General features: G+C 62.2%; 20 protein-coding genes and 1 tRNA gene. 10 read left to right on the top strand and 11 right to left on the bottom strand.

The window, feature by feature from the left end; genetic code table 11:
• Window positions 1-188: 188 nt before the first annotated feature.
• Window positions 189-2,060 (bottom strand): tRNA uridine-5-carboxymethylaminomethyl(34) synthesis enzyme MnmG, encoded by a 1,872-nt coding sequence (gene mnmG, locus IRI77_RS23750; protein WP_194447491.1) that lies wholly within the window; start codon window positions 2,058-2,060, stop codon window positions 189-191.
• Window positions 2,061-2,066: 6 nt separating this feature from the next.
• On the opposite strand from mnmG, the gene purD reads away from it, so the two are divergent.
• From purD to IRI77_RS23720, 6 genes are all read left to right on the top strand, one after another.
• Window positions 2,067-3,389 (top strand): phosphoribosylamine--glycine ligase, encoded by a 1,323-nt coding sequence (gene purD / locus IRI77_RS23745; RefSeq protein WP_323745134.1) that lies wholly within the window; start codon window positions 2,067-2,069, stop codon window positions 3,387-3,389.
• 46 nt (window positions 3,390-3,435) lie between these two features.
• Window positions 3,436-3,512, top strand: a tRNA-Arg gene (locus tag IRI77_RS23740).
• Window positions 3,513-3,530: 18 nt separating this feature from the next.
• Entirely contained in the window at window positions 3,531-7,004 is a 3,474-nt protein-coding gene (gene dnaE, locus IRI77_RS23735; RefSeq protein ID WP_194447489.1) for a DNA polymerase III subunit alpha, read from the top strand.
• Window positions 7,005-7,017: 13 nt separating this feature from the next.
• Window positions 7,018-7,956: an acetyl-CoA carboxylase carboxyltransferase subunit alpha gene (locus IRI77_RS23730; RefSeq protein WP_194447488.1), complete on the top strand. Its 939-nt coding sequence runs from the start codon at window positions 7,018-7,020 to the stop codon at window positions 7,954-7,956.
• A gap of 6 nt (window positions 7,957-7,962) precedes the next feature.
• Window positions 7,963-8,235, top strand: a complete 273-nt coding sequence (locus tag IRI77_RS23725) for a hypothetical protein (RefSeq protein WP_194447487.1) — start codon at window positions 7,963-7,965, stop codon at window positions 8,233-8,235.
• Window positions 8,236-9,018: a SprT-like family protein gene (locus IRI77_RS23720; RefSeq protein WP_194447486.1), complete on the top strand. Its 783-nt coding sequence runs from the start codon at window positions 8,236-8,238 to the stop codon at window positions 9,016-9,018.
• Here IRI77_RS23720 and IRI77_RS23715 read toward each other — a convergent pair.
• Both IRI77_RS23715 and IRI77_RS23710 read right to left on the bottom strand, forming a co-directional pair.
• Window positions 9,001-9,915: a sugar phosphate isomerase/epimerase gene (locus IRI77_RS23715; protein WP_194447485.1), complete on the bottom strand. Its 915-nt coding sequence runs from the start codon at window positions 9,913-9,915 to the stop codon at window positions 9,001-9,003. The genes IRI77_RS23720 and IRI77_RS23715 overlap by 18 nt on opposite strands.
• A 15-nt stretch (window positions 9,916-9,930) precedes the next feature.
• Window positions 9,931-10,776, bottom strand: coding sequence for a phytanoyl-CoA dioxygenase family protein (locus IRI77_RS23710; protein WP_194453771.1), 846 nt, complete (start codon window positions 10,774-10,776; stop codon window positions 9,931-9,933).
• A 540-nt stretch (window positions 10,777-11,316) separates the two neighbouring features.
• On the opposite strand from IRI77_RS23710, the gene IRI77_RS23705 reads away from it, so the two are divergent.
• Both IRI77_RS23705 and IRI77_RS23700 read left to right on the top strand, forming a co-directional pair.
• Entirely contained in the window at window positions 11,317-12,687 is a 1,371-nt protein-coding gene (locus IRI77_RS23705) for a Gfo/Idh/MocA family protein (protein ID WP_194447484.1), read from the top strand.
• Window positions 12,688-12,731: 44 nt separating this feature from the next.
• Window positions 12,732-13,364, top strand: a complete 633-nt coding sequence (locus tag IRI77_RS23700) for a TMEM175 family protein (RefSeq protein ID WP_194447483.1) — start codon at window positions 12,732-12,734, stop codon at window positions 13,362-13,364.
• A 24-nt stretch (window positions 13,365-13,388) separates the two neighbouring features.
• On the opposite strand, the gene IRI77_RS23695 is transcribed toward IRI77_RS23700, so the two are convergent.
• Together IRI77_RS23695 and IRI77_RS23690 are read right to left on the bottom strand one after the other, a co-directional pair.
• Window positions 13,389-14,105, bottom strand: a complete 717-nt coding sequence (locus IRI77_RS23695; RefSeq protein ID WP_194447482.1) for a 2OG-Fe(II) oxygenase — start codon at window positions 14,103-14,105, stop codon at window positions 13,389-13,391.
• On the bottom strand, window positions 14,096-14,593 hold the full coding sequence (locus tag IRI77_RS23690; RefSeq protein ID WP_228486284.1) for a methylated-DNA--[protein]-cysteine S-methyltransferase: 498 nt from the start codon (window positions 14,591-14,593) through the stop codon (window positions 14,096-14,098). The genes IRI77_RS23695 and IRI77_RS23690 overlap by 10 nt, the downstream gene beginning before the upstream one ends.
• Window positions 14,594-14,728: 135 nt before the next feature.
• Here IRI77_RS23690 and IRI77_RS23685 point away from each other — a divergent pair, with 135 nt between their 5' ends.
• The gene (locus IRI77_RS23685; RefSeq protein ID WP_194447480.1) at window positions 14,729-15,190 is read left to right on the top strand and encodes a hypothetical protein; all 462 of its coding nucleotides are present in this window, start codon (window positions 14,729-14,731) and stop codon (window positions 15,188-15,190) included.
• A gap of 174 nt (window positions 15,191-15,364) precedes the next feature.
• On the opposite strand, the gene IRI77_RS23680 is transcribed toward IRI77_RS23685, so the two are convergent.
• The 5 genes from IRI77_RS23680 to abc-f are packed head-to-tail and all read right to left on the bottom strand — an operon-like array spanning window position 15,365 to window position 20,822.
• Window positions 15,365-15,754, bottom strand: a complete 390-nt coding sequence (locus IRI77_RS23680; RefSeq protein WP_194447479.1) for a RidA family protein — start codon at window positions 15,752-15,754, stop codon at window positions 15,365-15,367.
• Window positions 15,755-15,760: 6 nt separating this feature from the next.
• The gene (locus IRI77_RS23675) at window positions 15,761-17,212 is read right to left on the bottom strand and encodes an NYN domain-containing protein (protein WP_194447478.1); all 1,452 of its coding nucleotides are present in this window, start codon (window positions 17,210-17,212) and stop codon (window positions 15,761-15,763) included.
• Window positions 17,213-17,271: 59 nt separating this feature from the next.
• Window positions 17,272-17,673 carry a cobalamin B12-binding domain-containing protein gene (locus IRI77_RS23670; protein ID WP_194447477.1) on the bottom strand — a complete coding sequence of 134 codons (402 nt, stop codon included), beginning with the start codon at window positions 17,671-17,673 and terminating at the stop codon, window positions 17,272-17,274.
• Between the two features lie 27 nt (window positions 17,674-17,700).
• On the bottom strand, window positions 17,701-19,269 hold the full coding sequence (locus tag IRI77_RS23665; RefSeq protein WP_194447475.1) for an acyl-CoA mutase large subunit family protein: 1,569 nt from the start codon (window positions 19,267-19,269) through the stop codon (window positions 17,701-17,703).
• Window positions 19,266-20,822 carry a ribosomal protection-like ABC-F family protein gene (gene abc-f / locus IRI77_RS23660; RefSeq protein WP_194447474.1) on the bottom strand — a complete coding sequence of 519 codons (1,557 nt, stop codon included), beginning with the start codon at window positions 20,820-20,822 and terminating at the stop codon, window positions 19,266-19,268. Before abc-f ends, IRI77_RS23665 begins: the two co-directional genes overlap by 4 nt.
• Before the next feature lie 138 nt (window positions 20,823-20,960).
• Here abc-f and IRI77_RS23655 point away from each other — a divergent pair, with 138 nt between their 5' ends.
• Window positions 20,961-21,581, top strand: a complete 621-nt coding sequence (locus tag IRI77_RS23655; protein ID WP_194447473.1) for a cob(I)yrinic acid a,c-diamide adenosyltransferase — start codon at window positions 20,961-20,963, stop codon at window positions 21,579-21,581.
• Window positions 21,582-21,657: 76 nt separating this feature from the next.
• Here IRI77_RS23655 and IRI77_RS23650 read toward each other — a convergent pair whose 3' ends face one another.
• Window positions 21,658-25,404 (bottom strand): multifunctional oxoglutarate decarboxylase/oxoglutarate dehydrogenase thiamine pyrophosphate-binding subunit/dihydrolipoyllysine-residue succinyltransferase subunit, encoded by a 3,747-nt coding sequence (locus IRI77_RS23650; RefSeq protein WP_194447472.1) that lies wholly within the window; start codon window positions 25,402-25,404, stop codon window positions 21,658-21,660.
• Window positions 25,405-25,523 lie beyond the last annotated feature (119 nt).

The raw sequence follows: 25,523 nt of genomic DNA, 5'->3' as shown, positions 1-25,523 counted from the left end.
ACGGTCAAGACTGAGGGAGTAATCGAGAACCGATGCCGCGGCGGGTGTTAAGCCTGGGATGTACGCCGCCCGCCCGACTCTTTCGAGCTGAGCCCGCTCCAACTCGTCACAGATCTCCAGGCTGAGGCCAAGTCAGAGGGAACTGAGGAAGGGAAGCGGACTGTTTGGATGTTCCACGTGGAACAATGCTAGGCCTGACGGTTCAAACTGAGGTAGCAATCCAGAACCGCGACGGCGGCAGGGGTAACACCGGGAATCCGGGCCGCTTGACCAAGCGTCTCGGGCTGAACCCGCTCCAACTTGTCACAGATCTCCCGACTGAGGCCCGGAATGCCCCGAAATGCGAATCCGGCAGGGATCAGGCGGCCTTCCGAGTCCTTCAGGCGCTGAATCTGGCGTTCCTGCTGGTGAAGGTAGCCCTCGTACTTCACTTCGGTCTCCACGGTGGTCAGAACGGCGGCAACGGTAGGTTCTCCCAGTTGTTGTTCCAGCCAGGGGCGGATCTGCTCGATCTTGGCGTCGGGACGGCGCAACCAGACCTGGAGCATGGGTCTTTCGTCCGCAGGTAGCCCCAAGGCGGAGAAATGCTCCGGTGTGACCCGGTTTGTCTCCAAAAGACGGAGTACCTGGGCCTTCTGCGCCAGTTTCTTCTCGTAAACCGCCCAGCGCTCATCCGTTACCAGTCCGACGCGGCGTCCTTCCGCCGTTAAGCGCTCGTCGGCATTGTCGATACGGAGAAACAGGCGGAATTCGGCTCTTGAGGTGAACATGCGGTAGGGCTCATCAGCCCCTTTGGTCACCAGATCGTCGACCAGGATGCCCGCGTAGGCCTCATTGCGGCGCAAAACGATGGGATCGATGCCCTTTACCTGGCAGCCGGCGTTGATTCCGGCCAGAAGCCCCTGGCAGGCGGCTTCCTCATAGCCTGATGTCCCGTTGATCTGCCCAGCGAGGAAAAGGCCCTCAATCTTCTTCACTTCCAGGGTATGGTTCAGTTCCCTGGGGTCAATGGCGTCGTACTCGATGGCATAACCGGGGCGGATCATCTCCGCATTCTCCAAGCCAGGGATGGAGGCGACCATTGCTTCCTGCACGTCGATGGGCATGCTGGTGGACATGCCGTTCACATAGACTTCGTACGTATCCAGTCCTTCCGGCTCCAGGAAGATCTGATGGCGGGTTTTATCCGGGAATTTGACGATCTTGTCTTCGATGGAGGGGCAGTAGCGGGGACCGATGCCTTCAATCTGTCCACTGTAGAGCGGGGAACGCGGGATCGCCTCCTGCAGGATGCGGTGGGTCTCATCAGTGGTGTAGGCGATGTGGCATTCGATCTGGGGGCGGTCGATCCTGGTGGTGAGGAAAGAGAAAGGGGTGGGGATGGGGTCGCCCGGTTGCGGTTCGAACCGGTCCCACTGAATGGTGCGGCCATCGAGACGCGGAGGGGTGCCGGTCTTGAGGCGGGTCCACTGCAGACCGAGGCTGCGGAGGTGGTGGCCCAGGAGGTTCGACGGCGCTTCCCCGCTCCGGCCGCAGTTGGACTTGGTCTCGCCTACGTGGGCCAGGCCATTCAAAAAGGTCCCGGTGGTGACGACCACGGTGCGGGTCTGGAGCGAGCGTCCATCCGACAAGCGGATGGAGCGGACCTTGCGGCGGCCGTCCGCCAGATCGTCATACTCGATCTCGGCCACTTCGGCCTGCAGGATGCGGAGGTTCGGTTCGTGCTCCAGGGTCTCACGCATCTTGAAGCGATACTGCTTCTTATCCATCTGGGCGCGGGGGCTCCAGACAGCCGGGCCGCGACTGGTGTTCAGGAGGCGGAACTGGATCCCGATCTGATCGGCCACCTCGGCCATCACTCCACCCAGCGCGTCGACCTCCCGGACCAGGTGCCCTTTGGCGATTCCGCCAATGGCTGGGTTGCAGGACATCTGCGCGATGAGGTCGATGTTCATTGTGACCATCGCGGTGCGCAGGCCCATCCGCGAGCAGGCACGGGCCGCCTCGCATCCGGCATGTCCGGCTCCGATGATCACAACGTCGTAGTTGATCTGTCGCATTGGCAGGTGAGGGGGTTCCCAGATATCCTAGTTAATTGTAGCGAGAGGAGTTACGCTGTGAAAGTTCTGGTTCTGGGCAGCGGCGGACGCGAACACGCCATCGCTTGGCGGTTGAAGCGAAGCCCTTCTGTTTCAGAGGTTTACGTAGCGCCTGGGAACCCTGGCTGCGCGTCCGTGGCCACCTGTTTGAAGCCATCATCTTCTACACCTGTAGATTTACTACAGTTGGCGGACTCAATTGGCGCGGATCTCACCGTGGTGGGTCCGGAGGCTCCGCTGGTCGAGGGAGTCGTGGATCTCTTTGAATCCAAAGGGCGCCTGATCTTTGGGCCGACCCGGGCCGCGGCTCAGCTGGAAGGCAGCAAGATCTTCTCGAAGCGTTTCATGGAGCGGGCCGGCATTCCCACGGCCCGGTTTGTCTCGACTTCTGACCCTGCTGAAGCCCGTAAGTCATTGGATCAATTCGACTACCCCGTCGTGATCAAGGCCGACGGCCTGGCTGCCGGCAAGGGTGTCGTGATTAGTCCGGACCGCCGCCACGCGGAAGAAACCCTGGATGGGATGTTCAGCGGTGCCCTGGTGGGCTCCGCTGGCGGCAAGGTGGTCATAGAGGAGTTTCTCACCGGCGAAGAGGTGAGTTTCATAGGGCTCAGCGACGGAGAGCGTGTACTGCCCCTGGAGCCCTCGCAGGACCACAAGACCATTTTCGAGGGCGACCAGGGTCCGAACACCGGCGGCATGGGCGCCTACTCGGATTCGCGGATCCTGCCGCAGGCGCAGCGCGACCAGGTGATGCGCGACGTGATGGAGCGCACGGTCCAGCAGATGAAGGCGGAGGGTGCGCCGTTCCGCGGATTCCTGTACGCCGGGCTCATGATGACCGAACGCGGAGCGATGGTGCTGGAGTTCAACGTCCGGCTGGGCGATCCCGAGACGCAGGCGCTGCTGCATCGGATGGATTGCGACTTCGGGGCGGTGCTGCATGCGGCGGCTAGCGGGCAGGTGCGGCCCGAACTGCTCAAGTTTAAACAGGATCCTTCTGTCTGTGTGGTGCTGGCGGCGCATGGTTATCCGGGCAAGGTGCGGACGGGAGACGAGATTACCGGGATTGAGCAAGCGGAAGCGACCGGCGCGACAGTGTTCCACGCGGGCACCAGGATGGCGGACGGTAAGCTGGTCACCTCCGGCGGGCGCGTGCTGGGCGTGACGCATAGCGGCGCGACGCTGCAGGCTGCGATCGATAACGTTTACGCCGCCTGCGCGCCCATCCGGTTTGACGGGATGCAGATCCGGCGCGACATCGGAGCCAAGGGTCTGAAGCGCTGGTAAGCGCAGACGATGACCCCAGCCGGGCTGTAGAATAGATAGAAGATCCGGGGACGTAGCTCAGCTGGATAGAGCGTCCGCCTCCTAAGCGGAAGGTCGGCAGTTCGAATCTGCCCGTCCCTACCATTTCTGCCGAATTCACCGATGTCCGACAAGCCGTTCGTCCATCTACACTGCCACACCGACTACTCGCTGCTGGACGGGGCCTGCGAAATCGGCAAGCTGATGAAGCTCGCCGTGAAGCAAAACCAACCGGCGGTGGCGTTGACGGACCATGGCAACCTGTTTGGCGCCGCGGAGTTCTACTTCAAGGCGAAGGACAATGGCGTCCACCCGGTGATCGGGTGCGAAGTCTACATCACGCCGAACGACCGGCGGATCAAGGACGAAACGAACCGGCGCTACAACCATCTGGTGCTGCTGTGCGAGAACCAGGAAGGCTACCGGAACCTGATCAAGCTGGTGTCGACGGCAAGTCTCGACGGCTTCTATTACAAGCCGCGCATCGACAAGGACCTGCTGTCGCAGCACAGCAAGGGGCTGATCGCGCTGTCGGCCTGCCTGAAGGGCGACATCAACGAAACGTTGATGAACGATAAGTACGACGACGCGCAGAAGCTGGCGTACGAGTATCGCGATCTGTTCGGCAAGGACAACTTCTTCCTCGAGATCCAAGATCACGGGCTGGAAGAAGACAAGGTCGTGATGCCGCAGGTCTACCGCATGTCGCGCGAGACCGGCATTCCGCTGGTGGCGAGCAACGACGCGCACTACCTGGAGCACAGCGACCATCGCGCGCAGGACATTCTCACCTGCATCCAGTCCGGCAAGCTGGTGAGCGATGAGAAGCGCCTGAAGTTCTCCACCAACGAATTCTTCCTGAAGACGCGCGAAGAGATGATGACTATCTTCGGCGAGGTGGAAGACGCGCTGGACCGCACGTGGGACATCGCACAACGCTGCCAGGTGAAGATGGACCCGGTGAAGGAGCCCTTCCCGAAGTTCGACGTCCCGCCGGAGCAGACCATCGACAGCTACTTCGAGTACGTGGCGCGGCAGGGCTTTGAGAAGCGCCGCGGCAAGCTGGACAAGATGGCGGCGCAGGGCCAACTGCGCTTCGACATGGCCGAGTACATTGAGCGGCTGGATCGCGAAATCAAACTGATCCAGCAGATGCAGTTCTCGGGCTACTTCCTCATCGTCTGGGACTTCATCCGCTACGCGAAATCGACGGGCGTGCCGGTGGGTCCGGGCCGCGGTTCGGCCGCCGGCTCGCTGGTGAGCTTCTGCATGGGGATCACCGATGTGGATCCGCTGCACTACGGCCTGCTGTTTGAGCGCTTCCTGAATCCTGAACGCGTCAGCATGCCTGATATCGACGTGGACTTCTGTACGAACCGCCGCGGCGAGGTCATCCAGTACGTCACCGAGAAGTACGGGCGCGAGCAGGTGGCGCAGATCATCACATTCGGCACGCTGGCTCCGAAGGCCGCGATCAAGGACGTGGGCCGCGTGCTGGACATGAGCTTTGGCGAAGTGGATAAGCTTTCGAAGCTGATTCCGGCCGACCCGAAGATGACGTTGAAGAAGGCTCTCGACGAGGAGCCCGCGATCCTGGAGGCCGCCGCCAAGGATCCGAAGGTCAAAGAGATTCTCGACATCGCGCAGCGCCTGGAGGGCATGGCCCGCAACTCGGGCGTGCACGCCGCGGGCGTTGTCATCTCACCGGTGCCGCTCGCCGAGATCGTTCCTCTCTACCGCACCAACAAAGAGGAAATTGTTACCCAGTTCGAAATGTCCATGCTCGAGAAACTCGGGCTGCTCAAGATGGACTTCCTGGGTCTCACCACGCTGACCATCGTGCACGAGGCGCTGTCGCTGATCAAGAAGACGCGCGGCGAGACGCTGGTGCTGGAAGATCTGCCTCTGGACGACAAGGACGCGTATGAGCGCATCTTCGGCCAGGGCCTGACTGACGGCGTCTTCCAATTTGAATCGTCGGGCATGAAGGATGTGTTGCGGCGCTCGCATCCTGAGCGCATTGAGGACCTCATCGCCCTCAACGCCCTCTATCGTCCAGGCCCGATTCAGAACGGCTTCGTCGACGACTATGTCGATCGCAAGCTGGGCCGCAAGCCGGTCACGTACGATCTGCCCGAGTTGAAGTCGCTGCTGGAAGAAACCTACGGCCTGGTGATCTATCAGGAGCAGGTTATGCAGGTGGCGCAGCGTATCGCCGGTTACTCGCTGGGTGAAGCCGATCTTCTGCGCCGCGCGATGGGCAAGAAGAAAAAAGAGGAGATGGACAAGCAGCGCGCCCGTTTCCTCGACGGCGCGAGGAAGAACGGCCATCCGCCCAAGAAGGCCGAGGCCCTGTTCGACCTGCTGGCGAAGTTCGCCGAGTACGGGTTCAACAAGTCACACTCGGCGGCCTATGGCTATCTCGCCTATCTCACCGGCTACCTGAAGGCGCACTATACGGTGGAGTTCCTGGCGGCGCTGCTAACGTCGGAAACGGGCAACACCGATAAGGTCGTTAAGTACATCAACGAATGCCGCTCTCTGGGCATTGAGGTGCTGCAGCCCGACGTGAACCAGTCGGACCTGAACTTCACGCCAGTGGGCCGCGACAAGATCCGCTTCGGTTTGGGCGCAGTGAAGAATGTCGGCGTGGGCGCGGTGGAAGCCATTGTGAAGGCTCGCAACGAAGGCGGCGTCTTCAAGTCGCTGGACGACTTCTGTGAACGAGTTGATCTCTCGGCGGTGAATCGCCGCGTGATGGAAAGCCTGATCAAAGCGGGAGCGATGGACAGTCTGAAAGGCTACCGCTCGCAGTTGTTCGCGATCATCGAGGACTGCATCGAATCCGGCCAGCGCGCCCAGAAGGACAAGCTCAGCGGGCAGACTGGTTTGTTCGGCGAGCTCATTGGAGACGACTCTCCCTCTTCTTCGCGCGCACTGCCCAGGCTGAATGACTGGAGTCAGGCGGAGAAGCTGCGCGGCGAAAAAGAGACCATCGGCTTCTACGTCAGCGGCCACCCCCTGGACGAGTATCGGTGGAAAGTGACGGAGCTCACGTCGTACACCACCGAGAATCTGGCGGGCCTCGAAAAAGGCATGGAAATCGCGGTCTGCGGCATCCTGCGCAGCGTGCAGAGGCGGCGCAACAAGGAACAGAAGCCTTGGGCCATCACACAGCTCGAGGACTGGACTGGTTCGGTGGAAGCGTTGTGTTTCGCCACCCGCTACGAGCATCTTCAAAAAGAGATTGAAGAGGACAAAGCGGTGCTGGTGCGTGGCAAGGCGATGCCCGAGGAAGACGGCACGATCAAGCTGAACATCCAGGAGATTATTCCGCTCGAGTTGGCCCGTGTGAATTTCCCTTCGCTGGTCTCCATCCGTGTGCGGCTTTCGGCAACCGGCAACGAGAAAGCCGAAGCGTTGCAAAAGCTGTTCACGACCAAGCCGGGCGAGACCTCAGTGCGGCTGAAGCTGGAGAAGCCGAGAGACTTTGCAGTGACACTTGATGTCACGGCGCGCATCCGTCCGGATAAGGAGTTCAAGGCCGAAATCGAGCGCATCTGCGGACCGGAAGCGCTTGAAGTGATAGCCTCGTAGGAAGCATCTTTATATGAGCGATACTTCGCAAGCACGCATCGCCGATATCGAGCGCGAGATCTCGCAGCTCCAGCTCACCTCCACAGGTGCGCAGGCACAGCTCGCCGATCTCGAGGGCGAACTGAAAGCGCTGCGCGGTGAGCAAGGCGTCAATCTGGCGTGGCAGCGTGTCCAACTTGCTCGCCATCCCAAACGGCCGCACTCGCTGGACTACATCAACCGGCTCGTGCCGGACTTCACGGAAATTCACGGCGATCGATTCTACGGTGAAGATGCGGCCATTGTCGCGGGCTTCGGCACGATGCTCGGCGGCCACCCGGTAATGATGGTCGGCCTGCAGAAGGGCCGTGACACAAAGCAGAAGCTGATCCGCAATTTCGGCATGCCGAAGCCGGAAGGCTACCGCAAGGCGATGCGCGCGATGGAGATGGCGTCTAAGTTCCGGCGTCCGATCATTACTTTCCTCGATACTCCGGGGGCCTATCCGGGCATTGACGCGGAAGAGCGCGGCCAGGCCGAGGCCATTGCCTATAATCTGCGGGAGATGACCCGACTGCAGTCGCCGCTGATTGTGGTGGTGATTGGCGAAGGCGGCAGCGGCGGCGCGCTGGCGCTGGGTGTGGGCAACAAGGTGTTCATGCTGGAGAACGCGGTCTACAGCGTGATCTCTCCGGAAAGCTGCGCGGCCATCATCTATCGCGATTCCACGAAGGGTGCGCTGGCGTCCGCTGCTTTGAAGATCACGGCGAGCGACCTGGTGCGGCAGGGCCTGATCGACGGCATTATCCCCGAGCCGCTTGGCGGCGCGCAGGACGACTACGATCGAGCCGCGCAGTATCTGCACCAGACGCTGGTCGCGGCCATTGACGAACTGGCTCCGATGAGTCCGGACCAATTGATCGAACAGCGGTATCAGAAGTTCCGGCAGATGGGCAGCTTCTTCACGGAGTAGCGACGCTTGAACAAGGGCAAATTTATCCTGATGGGCGTGGTCGCCTTCTTCCTCTTCCTTGGGGTGACGACTTACCTGATGCTGGGCAATCGCAAGAACCGTGTCGAGGTGTGCATGACCTACCAGGGCCGCAACTCGTGCAAGGTCGCCTCCGGAGAATCGAAGGAAGCGGCGTTGCGTACCGCGACGGACACAGCTTGCGCGTTGATTGCCGCGGGCGTGACGGAAACACAACAATGCACGCACGGTGAGCCGGTGAGCGTGCGCTGGCTCGACTAGATGGCGTCTCCGTCTCCAGCGCCGGCGCGCGGTCTGCTCGCCGAGAACGTTCTGCTATTCCACTGGTCCGACGATCTGGTCGCGCACCGCTTGCGGCAGGTGCGGGAGTACGTCCTGGCCCAGTCCCGGCATCTGCATCGCGAGGACTTCATTGTTGTACACCCGCGCGATCTGCACCTGCTCTTTGAGGCCTACGACAGATTCTTCTTCGAGGGCCTGTGCGGCAATGCCCTGGAAGGGCAAAGTCTCAGCTTCCGGCTGTCATCGCGCATGACAAAGACTGGCGGCAAGACGACTCGTTTCACCAGCCGCACAGGCGCGGTCAGCTACGAGATCTCCGTCGCGGTGAACATGTTGTTCGACTCGTTTGAAGAGGACTCGCGTTCCGTCACCGTCTGCGGGATCGAATGCACCAATCGCTTCGCGGGCTTGCAGCGCATCTTCGAACACGAACTCGTGCACCTCATTGAGATGCTCTGTTGGGGCGAGAGCGATTGCTCGGCCGCGCGATTCCAGGGCATCACCGCCCGCCACTTCCGCCACACGGCCCATACGCACAATCTCATCACGCGTCGTGAGCAGGCTGCGGAAGCGGGCATCCGTGTGGGCTCCATGGTCAGCTTCGCCTTCGAAGGCCGCACCTACAAAGGCCGCGTGAATCGCGTGACCAAGCGCGTCACCGTCCTGGTGGAGGATGCGGCGGGACAGCTGTTTTCCGACGGCAAGCGCTATCGCGTCTTCTACGTGCCCATCGGGTCTCTACGCCTAGCGGACCCGGCCTGAGCCGGCGTCCACACGACGTTTCGCTTCTGCGAAGCATTGTTGCGCCAAGCCCCGCAGCACCAGCGACTGAGCCCATCGATCGCATTCCTCGCGAAGCACTCCGTTCTCATCGGGGAAGGTGCGCCCGTAGTAGATCTTCGGCGAGAGGAGCTCCGGAACGAAGAAGAGGGAGCCTCCTGGCTCGGACTGTCTGAGGAACTGCTCCATCGCTCGCGTCCACAGCATGCGGAAGTGAGTGACGTAGGGATGTGCGGTTTCGTCCCCGTCTCCAATGTCGACCTGCATGCAGCCCGGATTGCCGATGCGGCCATGCAGAAAGCGCACGCGTTCCAGCACCGGTTCAATGAAGCGGAGCTTGTTCTCGAAGCCGCCATAGACGAACTCGAGACCGGTGTACCAGTGCGAGAAATCGCCGTTGATGCGGACTTGCGGGTATCGCGCGAGGAAGTCCACGGTGCGCCAGGCGTCCTGGAAAATCGTGGCGCGGTGCGTCTCAATGAAGAGCGGGATGGGATGGCGGTCTGAGGCTGTGAGCACCGCTTCGATCAAACGTGCCGCCTCGTCCGGGCTCTCCATGCCCCAGCCCACATGCAAAGTCGCGCAAGGGAATCCGGCGTCCGCGAGCCTCTCCGCCAAGGGGCCGGCCTCTTCCGGATGATTCACGCGTCCTGTCGCCGCGATGCCGAGCCCCCGCTGCCGGCAATGAGCGAGTTGGTCACTGGTGAACACAACATCGAACTGAACACCGTCGTAACCAGCCTCAAGCACATCGTCGAGCCGCCGCTGCAGGAGGGCGCCCGCATTGCCACGAGCGTCCTCGAACCGCGCCATGTCTTCCAGCGCGAGCCAGCTCATGAGTGTGCGCAAAATAGGCTGCGTGGAGTGGAGATCTGCCATGGCCGTCAAACGCCTCTACTCGGGCTGATCCAGGCTGGTTGCGCTCTGATCACGAGCGGCCTCGAGCCAGGCGACATCCGAGCTTGAGTCGGCGAAGCGCCGTAACCCGGCATCGAGAATGGCCGAGTCCGGAACCTTGTTCAAGGGCGTGTAGCGCGGGTGGTGCGCCTCTTTGTAGGGATCGTTCTTCGCCGCGTTGTAGCAGCAGATCATCGACCAGCGTGGATGCTCCGAGCGATTCTCGTCGGAGCGGTGCAGCAGGTTGCTGTGAAAGAAGAGCACGTCGCCGCGTTCCATCTCGACGTAGACAAGAGGAAAGCGTTGGAGAATGGCATCGACGCGCTCGCGGTCGGCGCCGGCCTGCTCGCCCGTCAATACGTGGTCGATGCGGCCCAGTTTGTGCGAGCCGGGCACCACCTGGAGGCAGCCGTTCTCGCGAGTGGCGCGGTCGACGGCGATGGAGGCGCTGCACAGATCCGGCGACAGCACGCCATTCTGATACCAGTAGCCGTAATCCTGGTGCCAGGCCCACGCGCCGCCCACGCGCGCGTCCTTCATGATCATCTTCGAGTGATAGTGGTAGACCTCGTCGTTGAGCAACTTCTCCGCCGAATCGACGATGGAGCTGCATCTCGCGAACATGCCGTAGAGCGCGTCGCCGGGGTGATTCCACAGCGACAGGCGAACCACATGGCCTTCGCCATCGTTGCGCCCGAACGAGCGCGCGTCCAACTCGCGGTCTTGCTTCGCCGCCCGCCCCAGAAGCTCGATCTCCGCCTCGCTGAACATGCCGCGGGCGAGAACGTAGCCCTTCTCGTGATACTCCGATACTTGTGATGCTGTCAGGGGACCACTTGCCATAATCGGTACCTGGGCCTTGTTCAGGCTCTTCATCCTTTCGTGATGTCTACTGCCCACCTATCGCTCCAGCCCACCGGACTCGACTCGCGCGATCGCCATCCGGGTCACCTGGCTCCCCACCCCGACGGTATCCATACAGACAGCGATCAGTTCCGGCGCACGAACCTGCTCGATCCCACGCTGAAACCCAATCACACTTGCCCCATCGCGTCCGTGCCGTATCTCCGATATACCAGATATTGCGGCGCCCAGCTGCGCGAGTTTGTTCGTTGCCTCTTCGAACCCGCGGGCATCAGCCCGGCGCATGCGCTTGGCGCGAGGAACGTACCATGTCTTCAGAGCTTCTATCTCCGGCAAGGGATGATAGCATGGGTCCTTCCTGTTGGTGGACATTCATGAAGGAACTTCACGAGGCATCGGAAGGCTTCTGCACTCAAGGAGCGCAACCAGGCGTGCAGCTTGGCATCACCAATTCCGAATGGTTCGTGTCCGTCTGACTCGGGAAGATTGGCTTCGATTCCATTGGCGCGGAGCATAGGCATGGAACGTAGAGATTTTGTGAAGGCCGCTTCAGCCGGGCCGTTCCTCGGCAGCGTACTGGGCGCCAATGACCGCATCACCATCGGCCAGATCGGCTTGGGCAGCCGGGGCTACTACGAGACCACCATCACGGCTCGCAACTCCGGGGTCGACCTGGCGGCCGTCTGCGATGTCTTCCAGCCTCTCGCCGACATGACGAAGCAGAAAGTGGGCGGCAAGACTGAAGCCTACACGGACTTCCGGCGCATCCTCGAGCGCAAGGACATCGACGCAGTCTTCGTGTCGACGCCCGATCACTGGCATGCGCCCATCTCGATCATGGCGTGCCAGGCGGGCAAGGACGTCTACTGCGAGAAGCCGCTGTCGCACACCGTGGAAGAAGGCCGCCGCATGGTGCAGGCGGCGCGCAAGCACAATCGCATTTTCCAGGTGGGCAGCCAGCAACGCTCGGCGCCGCATTTCGCAAAATGCGCGGAGCTGGTGCAGAGCGGCTACATCGGAGAGGTCTCAGACATCGACTGCTGGATCGTGTCCAACGAGTATCCACAGGGCTTCGGACACATTCCGGATTCCGCCGCGCCCACCGGACTCGATTGGGATCTCTATCTGGGCCCCGCGCCCAAGACCCCTTACAACCGCAACCGCTACATCTGGAACTGGCGCTGGTTCTGGGATTACTCTGGCGGCAACATGACGGATTGGGGCGCGCACCACATCGACAGCATCCACCAGATCATGAATGTGACGGCGCCGAAGGGCGTCTCGGCCACCGGCGCTCGCATGCTGAAAGACAATCGCGACACGCCCGACTCGTTCCTGGCCACGTTTGAGTATCCCGGCTTCACGGTCCGCTTCGCGAATAGCCAGGTGGGGATGCGCATGGACCGCTACGCGGGCACGATCTTCTATGGCACCAAGGGCACTCTGTTCGTCGACCGCAACGGCTATCAGGTGATTCCGTCAAAGTTCTCGGCGATTGTGCGTTCAGATGTCGATCAGGTGGAAGAGATGCTGGCCTCGCGCAGGCGGGAAGTCACCGGCGAGAAGCGGCCGCGCGGCCTAGCCTCGCCGGCGCCGCCACTCTGTGAGCCCATCGAAGTCACCGGTCTGTCCCTCGATCCCGAGATCCAGATCGTCCATGTGCAGAAATTCCTCGACGCCGTGAAGAGCCGGCAGCGCCCGTTTGCCGACGTCGAAGTCGGCCACACGTCCATCGTGCCGTGTCATCTCGCGAACATTGCATACCGCACCGGCCGGACCATCCGCTGGGATGCGCAGAAAGAGGAGATCCTGGGTGACCGCGAGGCCTCGCGTCAGCTCACGAAACAGTACCGCGCGCCGTGGTCGCTGCCTGCCCCATCGGCCATATAGCGCGTGCGACAATCACCTCTGAACGACAGAGGGAGATTCCATCCGTGTTCGATCGATTCACGCGGGGCGAGCTGCATCTCAACCGCATCGAGGCTTTTAGCGACGGCGTCTTCGCGATCATCGTCACGCTACTGGTACTTGAACTCAGGGTGCCAGTGCTGCCCCATCACGCCGGTGTTACGGAACTTCGAAACAGCCTGTTCGACCTCGCGCCGAAGTTCCTCAGTTGGCTGATCAGCTTCATCATTGTTTGCAAGTTCTGGCTCAACCACCACCACATCTTCTCCCTCGCGCGGCACGCCAACTATGCGCTGGTCTGGATGAACTCCCTGTTCCTGATGACGCAGTCATTCATTCCTTTTCCCACCGCGCTCATCGGAGAGTACCCGCGCAATCCGCTTGCCGTGAGCGTATTCGGCTGTGTGATGGCTGTGAACACGCTGCTGTTCATGCTGCTGCATCGCTACATCCTGCGGAACCTCATGAAGCCCGAGTTGAAGGGCACCGAGGATCCGCATATCCTCGCAAAGTCGCTTGTCGGTCCGCTCTCCTACCTGGCCGGTGTAGCGACTGCCTGGTTCAGTATTGAGGCCGCCTTCGTCGTCTACATGTTGACGCCGCTGTGGTTCATTACCCCAGCCGCTCCGCGGCCTGTCAACAGCACGAAGCAATGTTAATTGGGGCTGCCGCTGTGGCCGGATTCACTGCGCGTCGTGAAAGATCACACCGAGCGTGTGACGCCGGCCCGTTCGCAGCCGGCTCACTCCATGCCGCATCTGGACCCGGTAGACTCCGCGTGTTCCGGCGACCGGCCGATGATGAACCGGGAAGATCACTCCGTCGCCCTGGCGCAGCGGTACCACCTCGACCCGCGACTGCATGCGCGGCCGCTGTTCGGTCAACACGAATTCTCCTCCCGTGAAATCACGCCCCGGCTCACTCAACAGGAACGCCACCTGCAGCGGGAAGACATGCGCTCCGTAAAGATCCTGGTGCAGGCAGTTGTAGTCGCCGGGCCCGTACTGCAGCAATAGTGGTGTCGGGCGCGTCTGTCCAGCCTCGTGGCAGCGTTGCAGGAATTCCGCATGCGTTTCCGGAAACCCGGCCTCCGTCAGGTTCAGCGACGTGTTCCATTGATTGGCGATCCGCGCCAAGGGCCCATAGAGGCCGGAGCGCAGCTCCGCCACCATTTCAGGCAGCGGCGCCGCGAAGTACTGATACTCGCCGCGCCCGAACCCATGCCGGCTCATCACCACGCGGCTGCGGAACAACGCTCCGTCCCCATACCAGGCCGCCGCCTCAGCGCACTCGCCGGCACTCAGGAGACCCTCAACCACCGCGCAGCCGTGCTCATTGAGCTGGCTCGTCAGATCCGTCCAGTTCAGCGCGGCTATCCGTTCTCCTAAGCTCAGGCCCATGCCAGCGCCTCCCGTTCCAGCAGCGCCCGCTTGCGATCCAAGCCCCAGCGATACCCGGCCAACTCGCCGTCGACTCGCAATACACGATGGCACGGCACAGCCACGGCGAGCGGATTCGCCGCGCACGCCCGGGCTACGGCCCGCACCGCCTTCGGATTGCCTACCCGCGCGGCCAGTTCCCGATAGCTTGTGGTCGAGCCGGCCGGTACCGTCTTCAACTCGCGCCACACCCGCTGCTGGAAGCGAGTTCCCTGTTCCGCCCACGGCAGCGTCAATGCTGTGCCCGGGTGCTCAATGGACTCGATCGCCTGGTCCAGCCAGCATTGGAGCCCGTCCGTGTCCAGGTGTGGAACCTCCCGCGGAAATCTCCGGCGCAGATCCGCCGTCAACTCCTCCGGTCCATCCCCCAGCAGAATCGCGCAAACCCCGTCCTCGCGGGCCGCCAGCAGCACCCAGCCCAGCGAACATTGCATTGTCGAATAGCGCATCCCAGTCATTGTCTCCGCTCCTTTCAGGCCGCTTTCCGCGGCCCGTCCATGCTTCGACAATACGCGCGCCCGGCCCGGAAAAAACTCCGATCCTTGCTCTCTCTCGCAATCACGGGGTTATCCTGGATGCTGTCTATGAGAACTCTTGCGCTCCTGCTGCTTACGGCCATGCTGGGCTTCGCCCAGGACAAGCCCAACTTCACTGGTCACTGGGAACTCAACATCGCCAAGAGCGATTTCGCCAAGCAGCCGGCCAGGGCTGTGCGTTACGCCATCGTCCACAAGGAGCCGGAGCTCGAATACGAAGTCTTCCACGACGCGGCCCCCGGCACCAGCGCAGGCAAGCTCAAGTATGTAATCAATGGTCAGGAGGGCGACGTGTCCGCCCAGGGCAATCCCCTGAAGTACAAGGCACACTGGGATGCGGCCGTTCTCGTCGTCGAAACCTGGGGTAAATTCGGGCCAAACGAGATCAAGCTCATCGATAAGTGGGAGACCCAGCCCGGCGGCAAGGCCGTCATGATCTACCGTCACTTCGAAGGACCTGGCGGCCCGCAGGATCAGAAACTCCTGTTCGAGAAGCAGCCGGAAAAGTAGGGCCGTTCACTGCTGGTGCTCGGAGTGCTCCGGCGGATCGCTCTGCACCCAACCGGGCTCCGGCGTCCCCAATGCCGCGGGGCTACGAATCGCTTTACTCCCCCACAATGAATAACGCCGCGGAATCGTTGTCGATCCCGCGGCGTCATGAAAACCAACCAGAGAACTCGAACTCTACACAGGCTTATAGGCGATGCAGTCGATCTCGACCTTCATCGTCGGATCCGCGAACGCTACGGCCACCGTGGTGCGCGTGGGCCGCTGCTCTCCGAAGAACTCACGGTAGATTTCGTTCATTGCCGCGAAGTCCTTACCATCCCGCAGAAAGACGCTGCACTTCACCACATCCGTCATGGCCACCCCGGCGGCTTCCAGAATCCGCTTCACATTGTTCAGCGTGATTCTGGTCTCGTGCTGGATGTCGCCATAGGACATCGTGTCGGTGGCAGGATCCACCGGACCCTGCCCTGACACGAAGATGAAGTCGCCTGCGCGGATCGCCGGCGAATACGGACCTCGCGGCGTCGGCGTATCCTTCGGGAAGATACGTTGAATGTCGCCCATGACTGATTACTCCGAGGCCTTCCGCCGGGTGCGGCGCACCGGCTTGTCCTGGCCGCCCGTGTCGGCCTTCTTGCGCGTCACGCGCTTCTTTGTTGCCTTGGGCGGCTCGTCGTCCGGCGGAATCTCGCCGGTGGCCGTCGGCTGGCCCTTCACAATCGGTTGCTTGAAGTCGTGCTCGGTGAGCAGGTCCTCTTCTTTTACTTCCTGCTTGGGCGGCGCCTGCGGATAGAACTCCGAACCCAGGCTCACCAGCAGACCGCCCTCCTGGCGATGCTGCAGCCGGACCACGGTCTTGTCCTGGGCGAAGTTTAGAAACTCCGCAAAGCCCTGGAAGCCATAGTTGGCATGGTCGAAGCTCGGATACTCTTCCTTCATCCAGGCCGCCAGGTCTTCCGCCGTCTGTCCGCTCTCTTCGAACTCCAGACGGTGGATCTCCAGCACCTCGCGCAGCTGCGGCAGCGCCTCTTCCGGACGAGGCAGCGCCTTCTCCTGGTAGTTGTGCTTGCGCTCAATGAAGTAGCGCCCGCCCGTACCCTTCACATAGACCAGCTCGGCCCGCTTCAACTTCTCGACGAAATCGGAGAAGCTGCGCGCACCATAGGCGCTCTCGTTGAAGGCGGAATCCAGCTGCAGCATGGTGGATTTCAGCAGGCCCAACTGGGGCTGAACGTTGCGGCGTTCCAGCACCTGGAGCGCACGTTCCACCAGCGGCATGGCCAGCGCCAGGTCCAGCGGAGCAGGACGCCCCTGCTGCGGCTGATCCTTCGGAGCCGGGCCCACGCCCGGTGCGCCCGCCGGACCCGCGGCCGGCATTGGGCCTTCCCGCTGCTCGCGTTCCCGGCGGCGCTCTTCACGCTCCCGGAACCGCTTCTCCTTGCGATCCCTGTAGGATTCGCGATATGGCTCACGATCGCGGTCGCCCGTCGGCGGCCCTGCCTGCGCCTGGGCCTGCTGCGACTGCGACTGCGGAAGCGGCAACGGAATCGAGTCCGTGTTCAACAGCGATTCAAAGCTGATGAACTCGTGGCAGTTCTGTTGCAGGATGGTCGAGGTGAAGGCTTTGCCGCCCACCACGAAGACCGTCTTGCCATATTCCTTCAGCTTGTTCACCAGAGGAATGAAATCAGAATCGCCGCTCACCACCGCAAATGCATTCACGTGGTCGTGCGTGAACGCCATCTCCAGCGCGTCCAGCGCCAGGTTGATGTCCGCGCCGTTCTTGTCCCCGCGTGGCGAAGGAATGCGCTGCACCATCTGCACCGCGTTTTCCGCCATCTGTCGCGTGGCGCCCTCTTGGCGGCTCCAGTTCGCATACGCGAACTTTGCGACAATGTCCCCGCGCTCTTTCAGAGCGTCCAGCACGAGCGACACTTCGAACTCACGTCGAAGTGTGCTTTTCACGCCGATTTCAATGTTGTCGTAGTCGACAAACACGGCGATGTTGAGTCGGTCTTGCATGTGTTGTAACAAAATCCTAGCAAAATGTTGTGGAAGCCGGCCTCGTCCTCCATGGCCCGTCAAACAGCCGCACGGACGGCGCTTTTCACAAACGCCACAATCTCGTCCAGCGCGGCGCCGGGCTGAAACACAGCCGCAACCCCCAGTTCCTTCAGTCTCGCGGCGTCGTCATCCGGGACGGTGCCGCCAACGACGACTACTACGTCGCCCATTTCCTTCTCACGCAACATTGCCATCACCCGCGGAACAATCGCGTTATGCGCGCCAGACAGGATGCTCAGACCAATTACCTGAACATCTTCCTGCAAAGCCGCATTTACGATCATTTCCGGCGTTTGCCGCAGTCCTGTGTAGATAACTTCCATCCCGGCATCGCGTAACGCCCGCGCGATAACCTTCGCTCCGCGGTCGTGTCCGTCGAGACCTGGCTTGGCAACCAGTACTCGGATCTTTGGATCCATCTGCACTTGGTCCCCTTAAGTATATCCCTACAAAACACTTCTCTCTTGCCACCCCCCGAACACCCCGCCCAGGGTCCGGCAAATCTCCCCCGTCGTGGCATACACGCGCACGGCATCCAGGATCAGCGGCATCGTATTCAAGTGGCTCTCCGCCGCAGCCTGCAGCGCCGATAGCGCAGCCTCGACGCGTGCTGCGTCGCGCCACGCACGCAGTGCAACCACCTTCTCCACCTGCGCCTTCTCCGCCTCCTCGTCGATCTTGAGAATCTCCAGTTTCGGCTCGTTCTCCTGCGTATTGCGGTTTACGCCCACAATCACCTGCTCGCCGCTCTCCACGCGCTTCTGATACTGATAACTCGCCTCGGCGATCTCGGCTTGCGGGAAGTTGCGCTCAACGGCCGGGATCATCCCGCCCATCTCATCGATCCGCCGGATGTACTCCAGCGCCTGCCGCTCCACTTCATCCGTCAGGGCTTCGACGTAATGCGACCCACCCAGCGGATCCGCCACCGCGGCCACTCCGCTCTCATGCGCGATGATCTGTTGCGTTCGCAGGGCCAGCGTCACCGCCTGTTCACTCGGCAGCGCATAGGCCTCGTCCAGGGAATTCGTGTGCAGGGACTGCGTCCCGCCCATCACGCCCGCCAGCGCCTGCAGAGTGGTCCGCACCACGTTGTTGTATGGCTGCTGCCAGGTCAACGAGCACCCGGCCGTCTGCGTATGGAACCGCAGCTTCCAACTCTTCTCATCCTTCGCACCGAACCGCTCCCGCATGACGTGCGCCCAGATCCGCCGAGCCGCCCTGTACTTCGCAATCTCCTCGAAGAAATCGCTATGCGCGTTGAAAAAGAAACTCAGCCGCGGCGCGAACTCGTCCACCGCCAAACCGCGCTCCAGCGCCCATTCGACATACTCGATCCCATCCCTCAAAGTGAATGCCAGCTCCTGCACCGCCGTCGAGCCCGCTTCACGAATGTGATACCCGCTGATCGAAATCGGGTTGTACTTCGGCACATGCCGCGTGGCGTACTCCACCACGTCCGTCACCAGCCGCATCGAAGGACGCGGCGGATACAGGAACTCCTTCTGCGCGATGTACTCCTTCAGAATGTCGTTCTGCAGCGTGCCATTCAGTTTGTCGAACGCCACGCCCTGCTTTTCCGCCACCGCCAGATACATGGCAAACAGCACCGGCGCCGGCGAATTGATCGTCATCGAGACGCTCACTTTGTCCAGCGGAATGCCGTTGAACAAAGTCTCCATATCGGCCAGCGATGCGATCGACACGCCACACTTGCCCACCTCGCCCAACGCCGCCGCATCGTCCGGATCGCAGCCCATCAGCGTAGGCAGATCAAACGCCACCGACAAACCAGACTGCCCCTGCGCCAGCAAATACCGGTAGCGGGCGTTCGTCTCTTCCGGAGTGGCGAAACCCGAGAACTGGCGCATCGTCCAGAGCTTCGCCCGGTACATCGCCGCATGAATACCGCGAGTGTACGGATACTCCCCAGGAGCCGGTGAGCCATAGTGGCTCTCCAGCGGAATCCCGCTGAGCGTACACGGCTGCACAGTCTCGGATGCGCCCCTCTTCATGCCTCGATTGTAGCCCCCAATTCCAACGAATAGTCGGCGACCCGTTCCGCCAGCCACTCATCGTGCGTCGACAGCACCACCGTGCCGGGATACCGGATAAGCGCTTCCTCCAGCGCCGCCCGGGCCTCCATTTCCAGATGATTCGTGGGCTCATCCAGCAGCAACAGGTTGGCTCCGGACAACAGCAGCATCGCCATCCCTGCCTTTGTCCGCTCGCCGGCGCTCAGCGTAGCCAGCGGCCGCAGGATCTGCTCCGCTCGCAATTTCAAGCACGCCAGCATGGTTCGCACCCGCGTCTCATCCGCGCACACACTCAGACACAACTCCAGCGGAGTCTGCCCCAGCGCCAGATTCTCGCCCTCCTGGGCCAGGTAGCCCGCCCGCACTCGACCACCCACCTGCACCACTCCGGAGTCTGGCTGCTCCGTACCCGCCATCATCCGCAACAGCGTGCTCTTGCCGGAGCCGTTGGGCCCCGACAGAACCCAGCACTCTCCGCGCGCCACGTGCAGGTCCATCTCTTCGAACAGCACCCGCTCGCCAAAACGCTTGCTCATCCTCTCCACGCGCACGGCAATCTCATCGCCCCGTTCAACAGCGCTGAAGTCGAGCTCCGGAATCCCCTGCTCTTCCCAAGGCTTCTCCATCGCCTCCAGCATCGACTGCCGTTCCCGGAGGATCCGTGCCGTCCGAGCCACCTTCGCGGCCTTCTTCGCATAGTGCGGCCCGCAAGCCCGCGCGTCCCTCTGCCCCTCCGGAGCCTTTGCCACCTTACGCGCCAGAGCCATGCGCTTCTCCGCCGCCGCCCGCTCCGCCGCCGCCTGCCGCTCCCGGGCCTCGTACTGCTGCCACGCCTGCCGTTCCTTCAACGACCGCTGCTCGATGAACTTCTCGTAGTTGCCTTCGAAGCACTGCACGGTGCCGCGCTCCATCAGCACCGTCCGCTTCGTCACCCGGTTCAGAAAGGCCCGGTCGTGAGACACCAGAAGCACGGCCTCATCCAGCCGACGCAACTCGCCTTCCAGCCAGGCCCGGGCCGCCGAATCCAGATGGTTCGTAGGTTCGTCCAGCAGCAGCAGGTCCGAGCCCGAAAGCAGGCACCGCGCCAGTTCCGCCCGCATGCGCTGACCCGACGACAACCGTTCCGTCGCCAGGCCCCAGCTCTCTTCAGGGAATCCAAGCCGGCTCAAAGCCCGCTCCACGCGAGCTTCAAACCCGGGGCCACCCAACGCGACATATTCGCCAAACCAATCCGGATCCTGGCGGAGCCGCGCCAGTTCGGCATCGGCCTCCATCACGCGGTCGAAGAGCGTCTGGCCCGTCCCCCGCGGCGCTTCCTGCGCCAGGTAAGCGACACGCAACCCGCCGCGGCGAATCACGCTGCCCGCGCTCGGCGCCAGCTCTCCGGCCACCACGCGCATCAGCGTCGATTTCCCGGCGCCATTCGGCCCTACCAGGCCAATCCGGTCGCCATGGTTGATATCAAAGCAGGCGTGCGCAAACAGCGGCAACCCGCACTGGATCTCGTAGCAAATCTCGTGGATTCGCAGCATAGACCAATCCCCCTCTGCGCCCCATCGGGCGTCAGGATGTCAAAAAGACCTGGGAATTTGGTTTAGCTGCGCATGCATGCGAGGGTTGGGCCCTCATCCACAGTATATTCCACCTACAATGAAATTTAGTCCGCCTCCATGGAAGATCAATCGTTCAACGAACCCCGCCTCGCGCTCAACCGCATCTACACCAAAACCGGTGACCAGGGCGACACGCACCTGGCCAGCGGCGAACGCGTCGCGAAAGACTCCCCACGCCTCGAGTGCTATGGCTGCGTGGATGAACTCAACTCCTTCGTCGGTGCTGCTGTTGTCAGCGCATCTCCGGAATCAGCACTCGCGCCACTCGTCGACATCCTGATTCGCGTCCAGCACGAGCTGTTCAACCTCGGCTCCATCCTTGCCACTACACCGGAGCACGTTCACCCCAAACAGGCCCGCATCACCGAGGCCGACGTGGCTCAACTCGAATCGGAGATCGACGCAATGAACGCCGAACTCCCACCCCTGCGCAGCTTCGTCCTGCCTGGCGGCTCCCGCATCAACACGGACCTTCATATCGCCCGCACGGTCTGCCGGCGGGCTGAGCGCCTGCTGGTCACCGCCACCCGGCAGCTGCCCATCGACACTGTGAATCTTCGCTACCTGAACCGCCTCAGCGATGCGCTCTTCGTTTGGAGCCGCTGGGCAAATCATGTGCAGAACCTGCCCGAGACTCTCTGGTCCCCCAATCGCGCGGCCTCTGCTCGCCAAAGCTGACACGCGGCGATCCCCGTCTTCACAAAAAAAGGCCGGACCCGAAGGCCCGGCCTCATCTGTTCTACATTCGGTCCAATCAGGCTTTGCCCGGCACCAGTTCCTTCTGGGCCTTGGCGACCACCCGGTACCGCCGCTGCCGCACCGGCCCGGCGCTGAAGGCATCTTCCATCACGGCCGCATGCTCCTGCGCATGCCGCTTACTCGACCCGGTGGAGGGCGCCGCCGCTTCCTGCCGGCCCGCATAGCGCAAGGTACGCCGTGTCGCCGCCAGCATCGGCTCCAGCTTATCGCGGACAAACAGGAACGCACCCTGGTTCCGCGGCTCTTCCTGAGCCCAGACGATCTCCGCTGTCGACGGGTACCGCCACAGCATGGTCTCGATCTCTTCCGCCGGCCACGGATACATCTGCTCCAGCCGCAGGATCGCTACGTTGTTCAACCCGCGCTTTTCGCGTTCCGTCACCAACTCGTAGTAGATCTTGCCCGTGCAGAAGATGACCCTGGACACGCGGTCCGGAGCAGCCGTCCCCGTATCTCCAATCACCGGTTCAAAATGCCCGTGCGTGAAGTCGGCCAGCGTGCTCACCGCCTTCGCATGCCGCAGCAGGCTCTTCGGCGTCATCAGCACCAGCGGCTTGCGCAACCCGCGCCGGTCCTGCCCGCCGTACATCTGGCGCCGCAGCAGGTGGAAATACTGCGCCGGCGTCGTCACGTTGCAGACTTGCATGTTGTTCTCGGCGCAAAGCTGCAGGAAACGCTCCAGCCGGGCGCTGGAGTGTTCCGGACCTTGCCCCTCGTAGCCATGCGGCAGCAGCAATACCAGCCCGCTCGGCTGGCCCCACTTCGCTTCGCACGACGACACGAACTGGTCGATCATGATCTGCGCGCCATTCGCGAAATCGCCGAACTGCGCTTCCCACAGGGTCAGCGTCAGCGGGTCGCCCAGCGAATAGCCGAACTCGAAGCCCATCACGCCGTATTCCGACAGAGAGCTGTCGAACACCTCAAACCGCGCCTGCTGCGGATCGATGTGCATCAGCGGCGTGTGCACCTGGCCGGTGTTGTAGTCGAAATACTCCAGATGGCGTTGCGAGAACGTGCCGCGGCCGCTGTCCTGTCCGCTCAACCGCACCGGAGTCCCTTCCAGCGCCAGGGTACCGAACGCCAGGGCCTCGCCCGTCGCCCAGTCCGCCGTACCGCCCTTCAGGATCTCTTTGCGCTTCTCGATGAACCCCTTCAGCTTCGGATGCAGCGTGAAGGTGTCCGGGAAGGTGGTCATGCCTTCCACGACGCGCGCAATCAAACCCTCATCCACCGCCGTCCGTGGGCAAACCAAAGGAACCGTGGTCTCTTCGAAGGTGGTCACTTCCTGCAGTTCCCACTTCTCGCCCTTCGACTGCGCCTCTTCGTGCGCCGCATTCAAGGCATCCTGGATCTGCCGGCGGATCCGCTCCACCGCATCCTTCGTGACCGACCCTTCCTTCGTCAGCCGCTCGGAGTACTGCGTCCCAATCGGCTTCTTCGCCTTGATGATCTTGTACATCAACGGCTGCGTGTAGCTCGGATCGTCCGCCTCGTTATGTCCATACCGGCGGTAGCAGATCATGTCGATGACGACATCCTTCTTGAACCGCATCCGGTAGTCGATCGCAACCTGAGTCGCCCGCACACACGCTTCCGGATCGTCGCCGTTCACATGCAGGATGGGGGCCTGCACCGTCCGTGCCACGTCCGTACAGTAGGTCGACGACCGGCTCTCGTCCGGCGTTGACGTGAACCCGATCTGGTTGTTGATCACCAGGTGGATCGTGCCGCCCGTCCGGTAGCCGTTCAACTGCGACATGTTGAGCGTCTCCACCACCACGCCCTGGCCCGCAAAAGCCGCGTCACCGTGCACCAGGATCGGCAGAACCTTCTCGCGCTTCACGTCGCCCATCCACGTCTGCTTTGCGCGGACGATGCCTTCCACCACCGGATCCACTGCTTCCAGGTGGCTCGGATTCGGCGCCAGCGAGACCTTGATCTCCTTGCCGGAAGCCGTCCTCTGGATCCCGCTCGCGCCCAGGTGGTACTTCACGTCGCCCGAGCCCTGGGTCGCTTCCGGATCCACGTTGCCTTCAAACTCGCCGAACACCTGCGACATCGACTTGCCAATCAGGTTCGACAGCACCGTCAACCGCCCGCGGTGTGCCATGCCGACGACGACCTCCTGGACGCCGCTGTCCGCGCCGCGGTCCAGGCACTCGTCCAGCACCACCATCGCGCTCTCGCCGCCTTCCAGCGAAAACCGCTTCTGGCCCACAAACCGCGTATGCAGGAAGTTCTCGAAGCTCTCCGCCTGCAGCAGCTTCAGCAGCACCCGGCGCTTCGCAGTCTCTTCCAGCGGCCAGTTGTTGGCCTGCGGTTCCATCCGCTCCTGCAGCCAGCGCTTCTCTTCCGGATGCTGGATGTGCATGTACTCGCAGCCCAGCCGCCCGCAGTAGGTCTGCCGCAGCGTCTCCAGAATCGTACGCAGCGTGGCTATGGTCTGCTTCCCGCTGGTCGCAAGGTTGCCGATGATGAACTCGCGGTCGAAATCCCAGATGCTCAGCCCGTAGGTGGTGGGATCCAGCTCCGGGTGATAGTTCGGCTGCACGCCCAGCGGATTCAGGTCGGCGATCAGGTGCCCGCGCACGCGGTAGGCATTGATCAATTGCAACACCGCCGCCTGCTTGGCGATCTCCTCCATCCGCTTTTCGTCACGGAATGCCGAACTCGCCGCCTTCCGGTCCACCTGCCAGCGGAACGGCTGGTAGGGCATCCGGGTCTGTTCAAAAATCTCGTCGTAGAAGCCTTCGCTGCCCTCAAGCAGCGACTGCAGCTTGCCCAGGAACTGGCCGGACTCGGCGCCCTGAATGATGCGATGGTCGTACGTGCACGACATCGTCATCACCTTGCACACGCCCAAAGTCGCCCGCAGCTCTTCGCTGACACCCTGGAACTCGGCCGGAAAATCGATGCTGCCGGTGGCGACAATCGCGCCCTGGCCCGGCATCAGCCGCGGCACACTGCCCAGCGTCCCGACCGTCCCGGGATTCGTCAGCGATACCGTCGTGCCCTTGAAGTCGTCCACCGTCAGCTTGCCGGTCCGCGACTTCGCCACAATCTCGTCGAATGCGGTCAGGAATTCGTAGAACCCCTTCGCCCCGGCGTTCTTGATGCTCGGCACCACCAGCGACCGGTGGCCGTCCTTGCCCGCCACGTCTACCGCGATCCCGATGTTGATCTCCGGCCGCACCACGCGATGAGCCTGCCCGTCGATCTCCGCATAGGCATCATTGATGGCCGGGACCTTCTGGATCGCCTTCACCATCGCCCACGCGATCAGGTGCGTGTAGCTGATCTTGCTCTTGCCGTGCAGGTCCCGCCAGTGGTTCAGCAGCCGCCGGTTCTCGTCGATCACCTTCACCGGGATCGTCCGCTGCGACGTCGCCGTCGGCACCGTCAGGCTCAGCGTCATGTTCTCCGCGATCCGCATCGGCGCGCCCTTCAGGGGCACCAACTGGTCGGCGGGGCTCAGCGCTACCGGGGGAACAGCCGGAGCCACCGGCCGCACTTGCACTGTCTGCGGCGGAGCAGGCGTCGGGGCTGGAGTCTCAGTGGGAGGCGGCGCGGCAACAACTGCCGTCGTGGCCGCGGGCTCGTCAGCCTCCTCGGCCGGCTCCGCCTCAAACTTCTCTTTCCAGCTCTCGTCTACGTTGCTGCTGTTGTTAACAAAGTCTTGATACAGCTCTTCTTCCAGCCAAGAGTTGATCGTGATGCGCTGTCGCGGTTCTGAGGACATGGTGTGGTTACGGCGGGGTACGCCCAGACTGGGCCCAGTCTTGCTTTCAGGATAGCTCCCTTTTTCACAGATGCGCGGACCCCCCTCCCGGGTTCCTGGAAGCACCCGGCTTCCTTCCG

Origin of the sequence: Paludibaculum fermentans, assembly GCF_015277775.1 — a bacterium.
In the GTDB taxonomy this organism is placed as follows: domain Bacteria; phylum Acidobacteriota; class Terriglobia; order Bryobacterales; family Bryobacteraceae; genus Paludibaculum; species Paludibaculum fermentans.
Note: the sequence above shows the minus strand (reverse complement) of the source record. Positions and strands in the feature narration are given on the sequence as shown.

Bases quoted from the DNA above. Each gene is read 5' to 3' on its own strand.
- IRI77_RS23665 (WP_194447475.1), bottom strand. From the start codon at position 19,269: ATGAAGAGGGGCGCATCCGAGACTGTGCAGCCGTGTACGCTCAGCGGG.
- IRI77_RS23690 (WP_228486284.1), bottom strand. From the start codon at position 14,593: ATGCGCTATTCGACAATGCAATGTTCGCTGGGCTGGGTGCTGCTGGCG.
- IRI77_RS23705 (WP_194447484.1), top strand. From the start codon at position 11,317: ATGGAACGTAGAGATTTTGTGAAGGCCGCTTCAGCCGGGCCGTTCCTC.
- IRI77_RS23650 (WP_194447472.1), bottom strand. From the start codon at position 25,404: ATGTCCTCAGAACCGCGACAGCGCATCACGATCAACTCTTGGCTGGAA.
- IRI77_RS23715 (WP_194447485.1), bottom strand. From the start codon at position 9,915: ATGGCAGATCTCCACTCCACGCAGCCTATTTTGCGCACACTCATGAGC.
- dnaE (WP_194447489.1), top strand. From the start codon at position 3,531: ATGTCCGACAAGCCGTTCGTCCATCTACACTGCCACACCGACTACTCG.
- IRI77_RS23730 (WP_194447488.1), top strand. From the start codon at position 7,018: ATGAGCGATACTTCGCAAGCACGCATCGCCGATATCGAGCGCGAGATC.
- IRI77_RS23655 (WP_194447473.1), top strand. From the start codon at position 20,961: ATGGAAGATCAATCGTTCAACGAACCCCGCCTCGCGCTCAACCGCATC.
- IRI77_RS23670 (WP_194447477.1), bottom strand. From the start codon at position 17,673: ATGGATCCAAAGATCCGAGTACTGGTTGCCAAGCCAGGTCTCGACGGA.
- mnmG (WP_194447491.1), bottom strand. From the start codon at position 2,060: ATGCGACAGATCAACTACGACGTTGTGATCATCGGAGCCGGACATGCC.
- abc-f (WP_194447474.1), bottom strand. From the start codon at position 20,822: ATGCTGCGAATCCACGAGATTTGCTACGAGATCCAGTGCGGGTTGCCG.
- IRI77_RS23685 (WP_194447480.1), top strand. From the start codon at position 14,729: ATGAGAACTCTTGCGCTCCTGCTGCTTACGGCCATGCTGGGCTTCGCC.
- IRI77_RS23710 (WP_194453771.1), bottom strand. From the start codon at position 10,776: ATGGCAAGTGGTCCCCTGACAGCATCACAAGTATCGGAGTATCACGAG.
- IRI77_RS23675 (WP_194447478.1), bottom strand. From the start codon at position 17,212: ATGCAAGACCGACTCAACATCGCCGTGTTTGTCGACTACGACAACATT.
- IRI77_RS23680 (WP_194447479.1), bottom strand. From the start codon at position 15,754: ATGGGCGACATTCAACGTATCTTCCCGAAGGATACGCCGACGCCGCGA.
- IRI77_RS23695 (WP_194447482.1), bottom strand. From the start codon at position 14,105: ATGGGCCTGAGCTTAGGAGAACGGATAGCCGCGCTGAACTGGACGGAT.
- IRI77_RS23720 (WP_194447486.1), top strand. From the start codon at position 8,236: ATGGCGTCTCCGTCTCCAGCGCCGGCGCGCGGTCTGCTCGCCGAGAAC.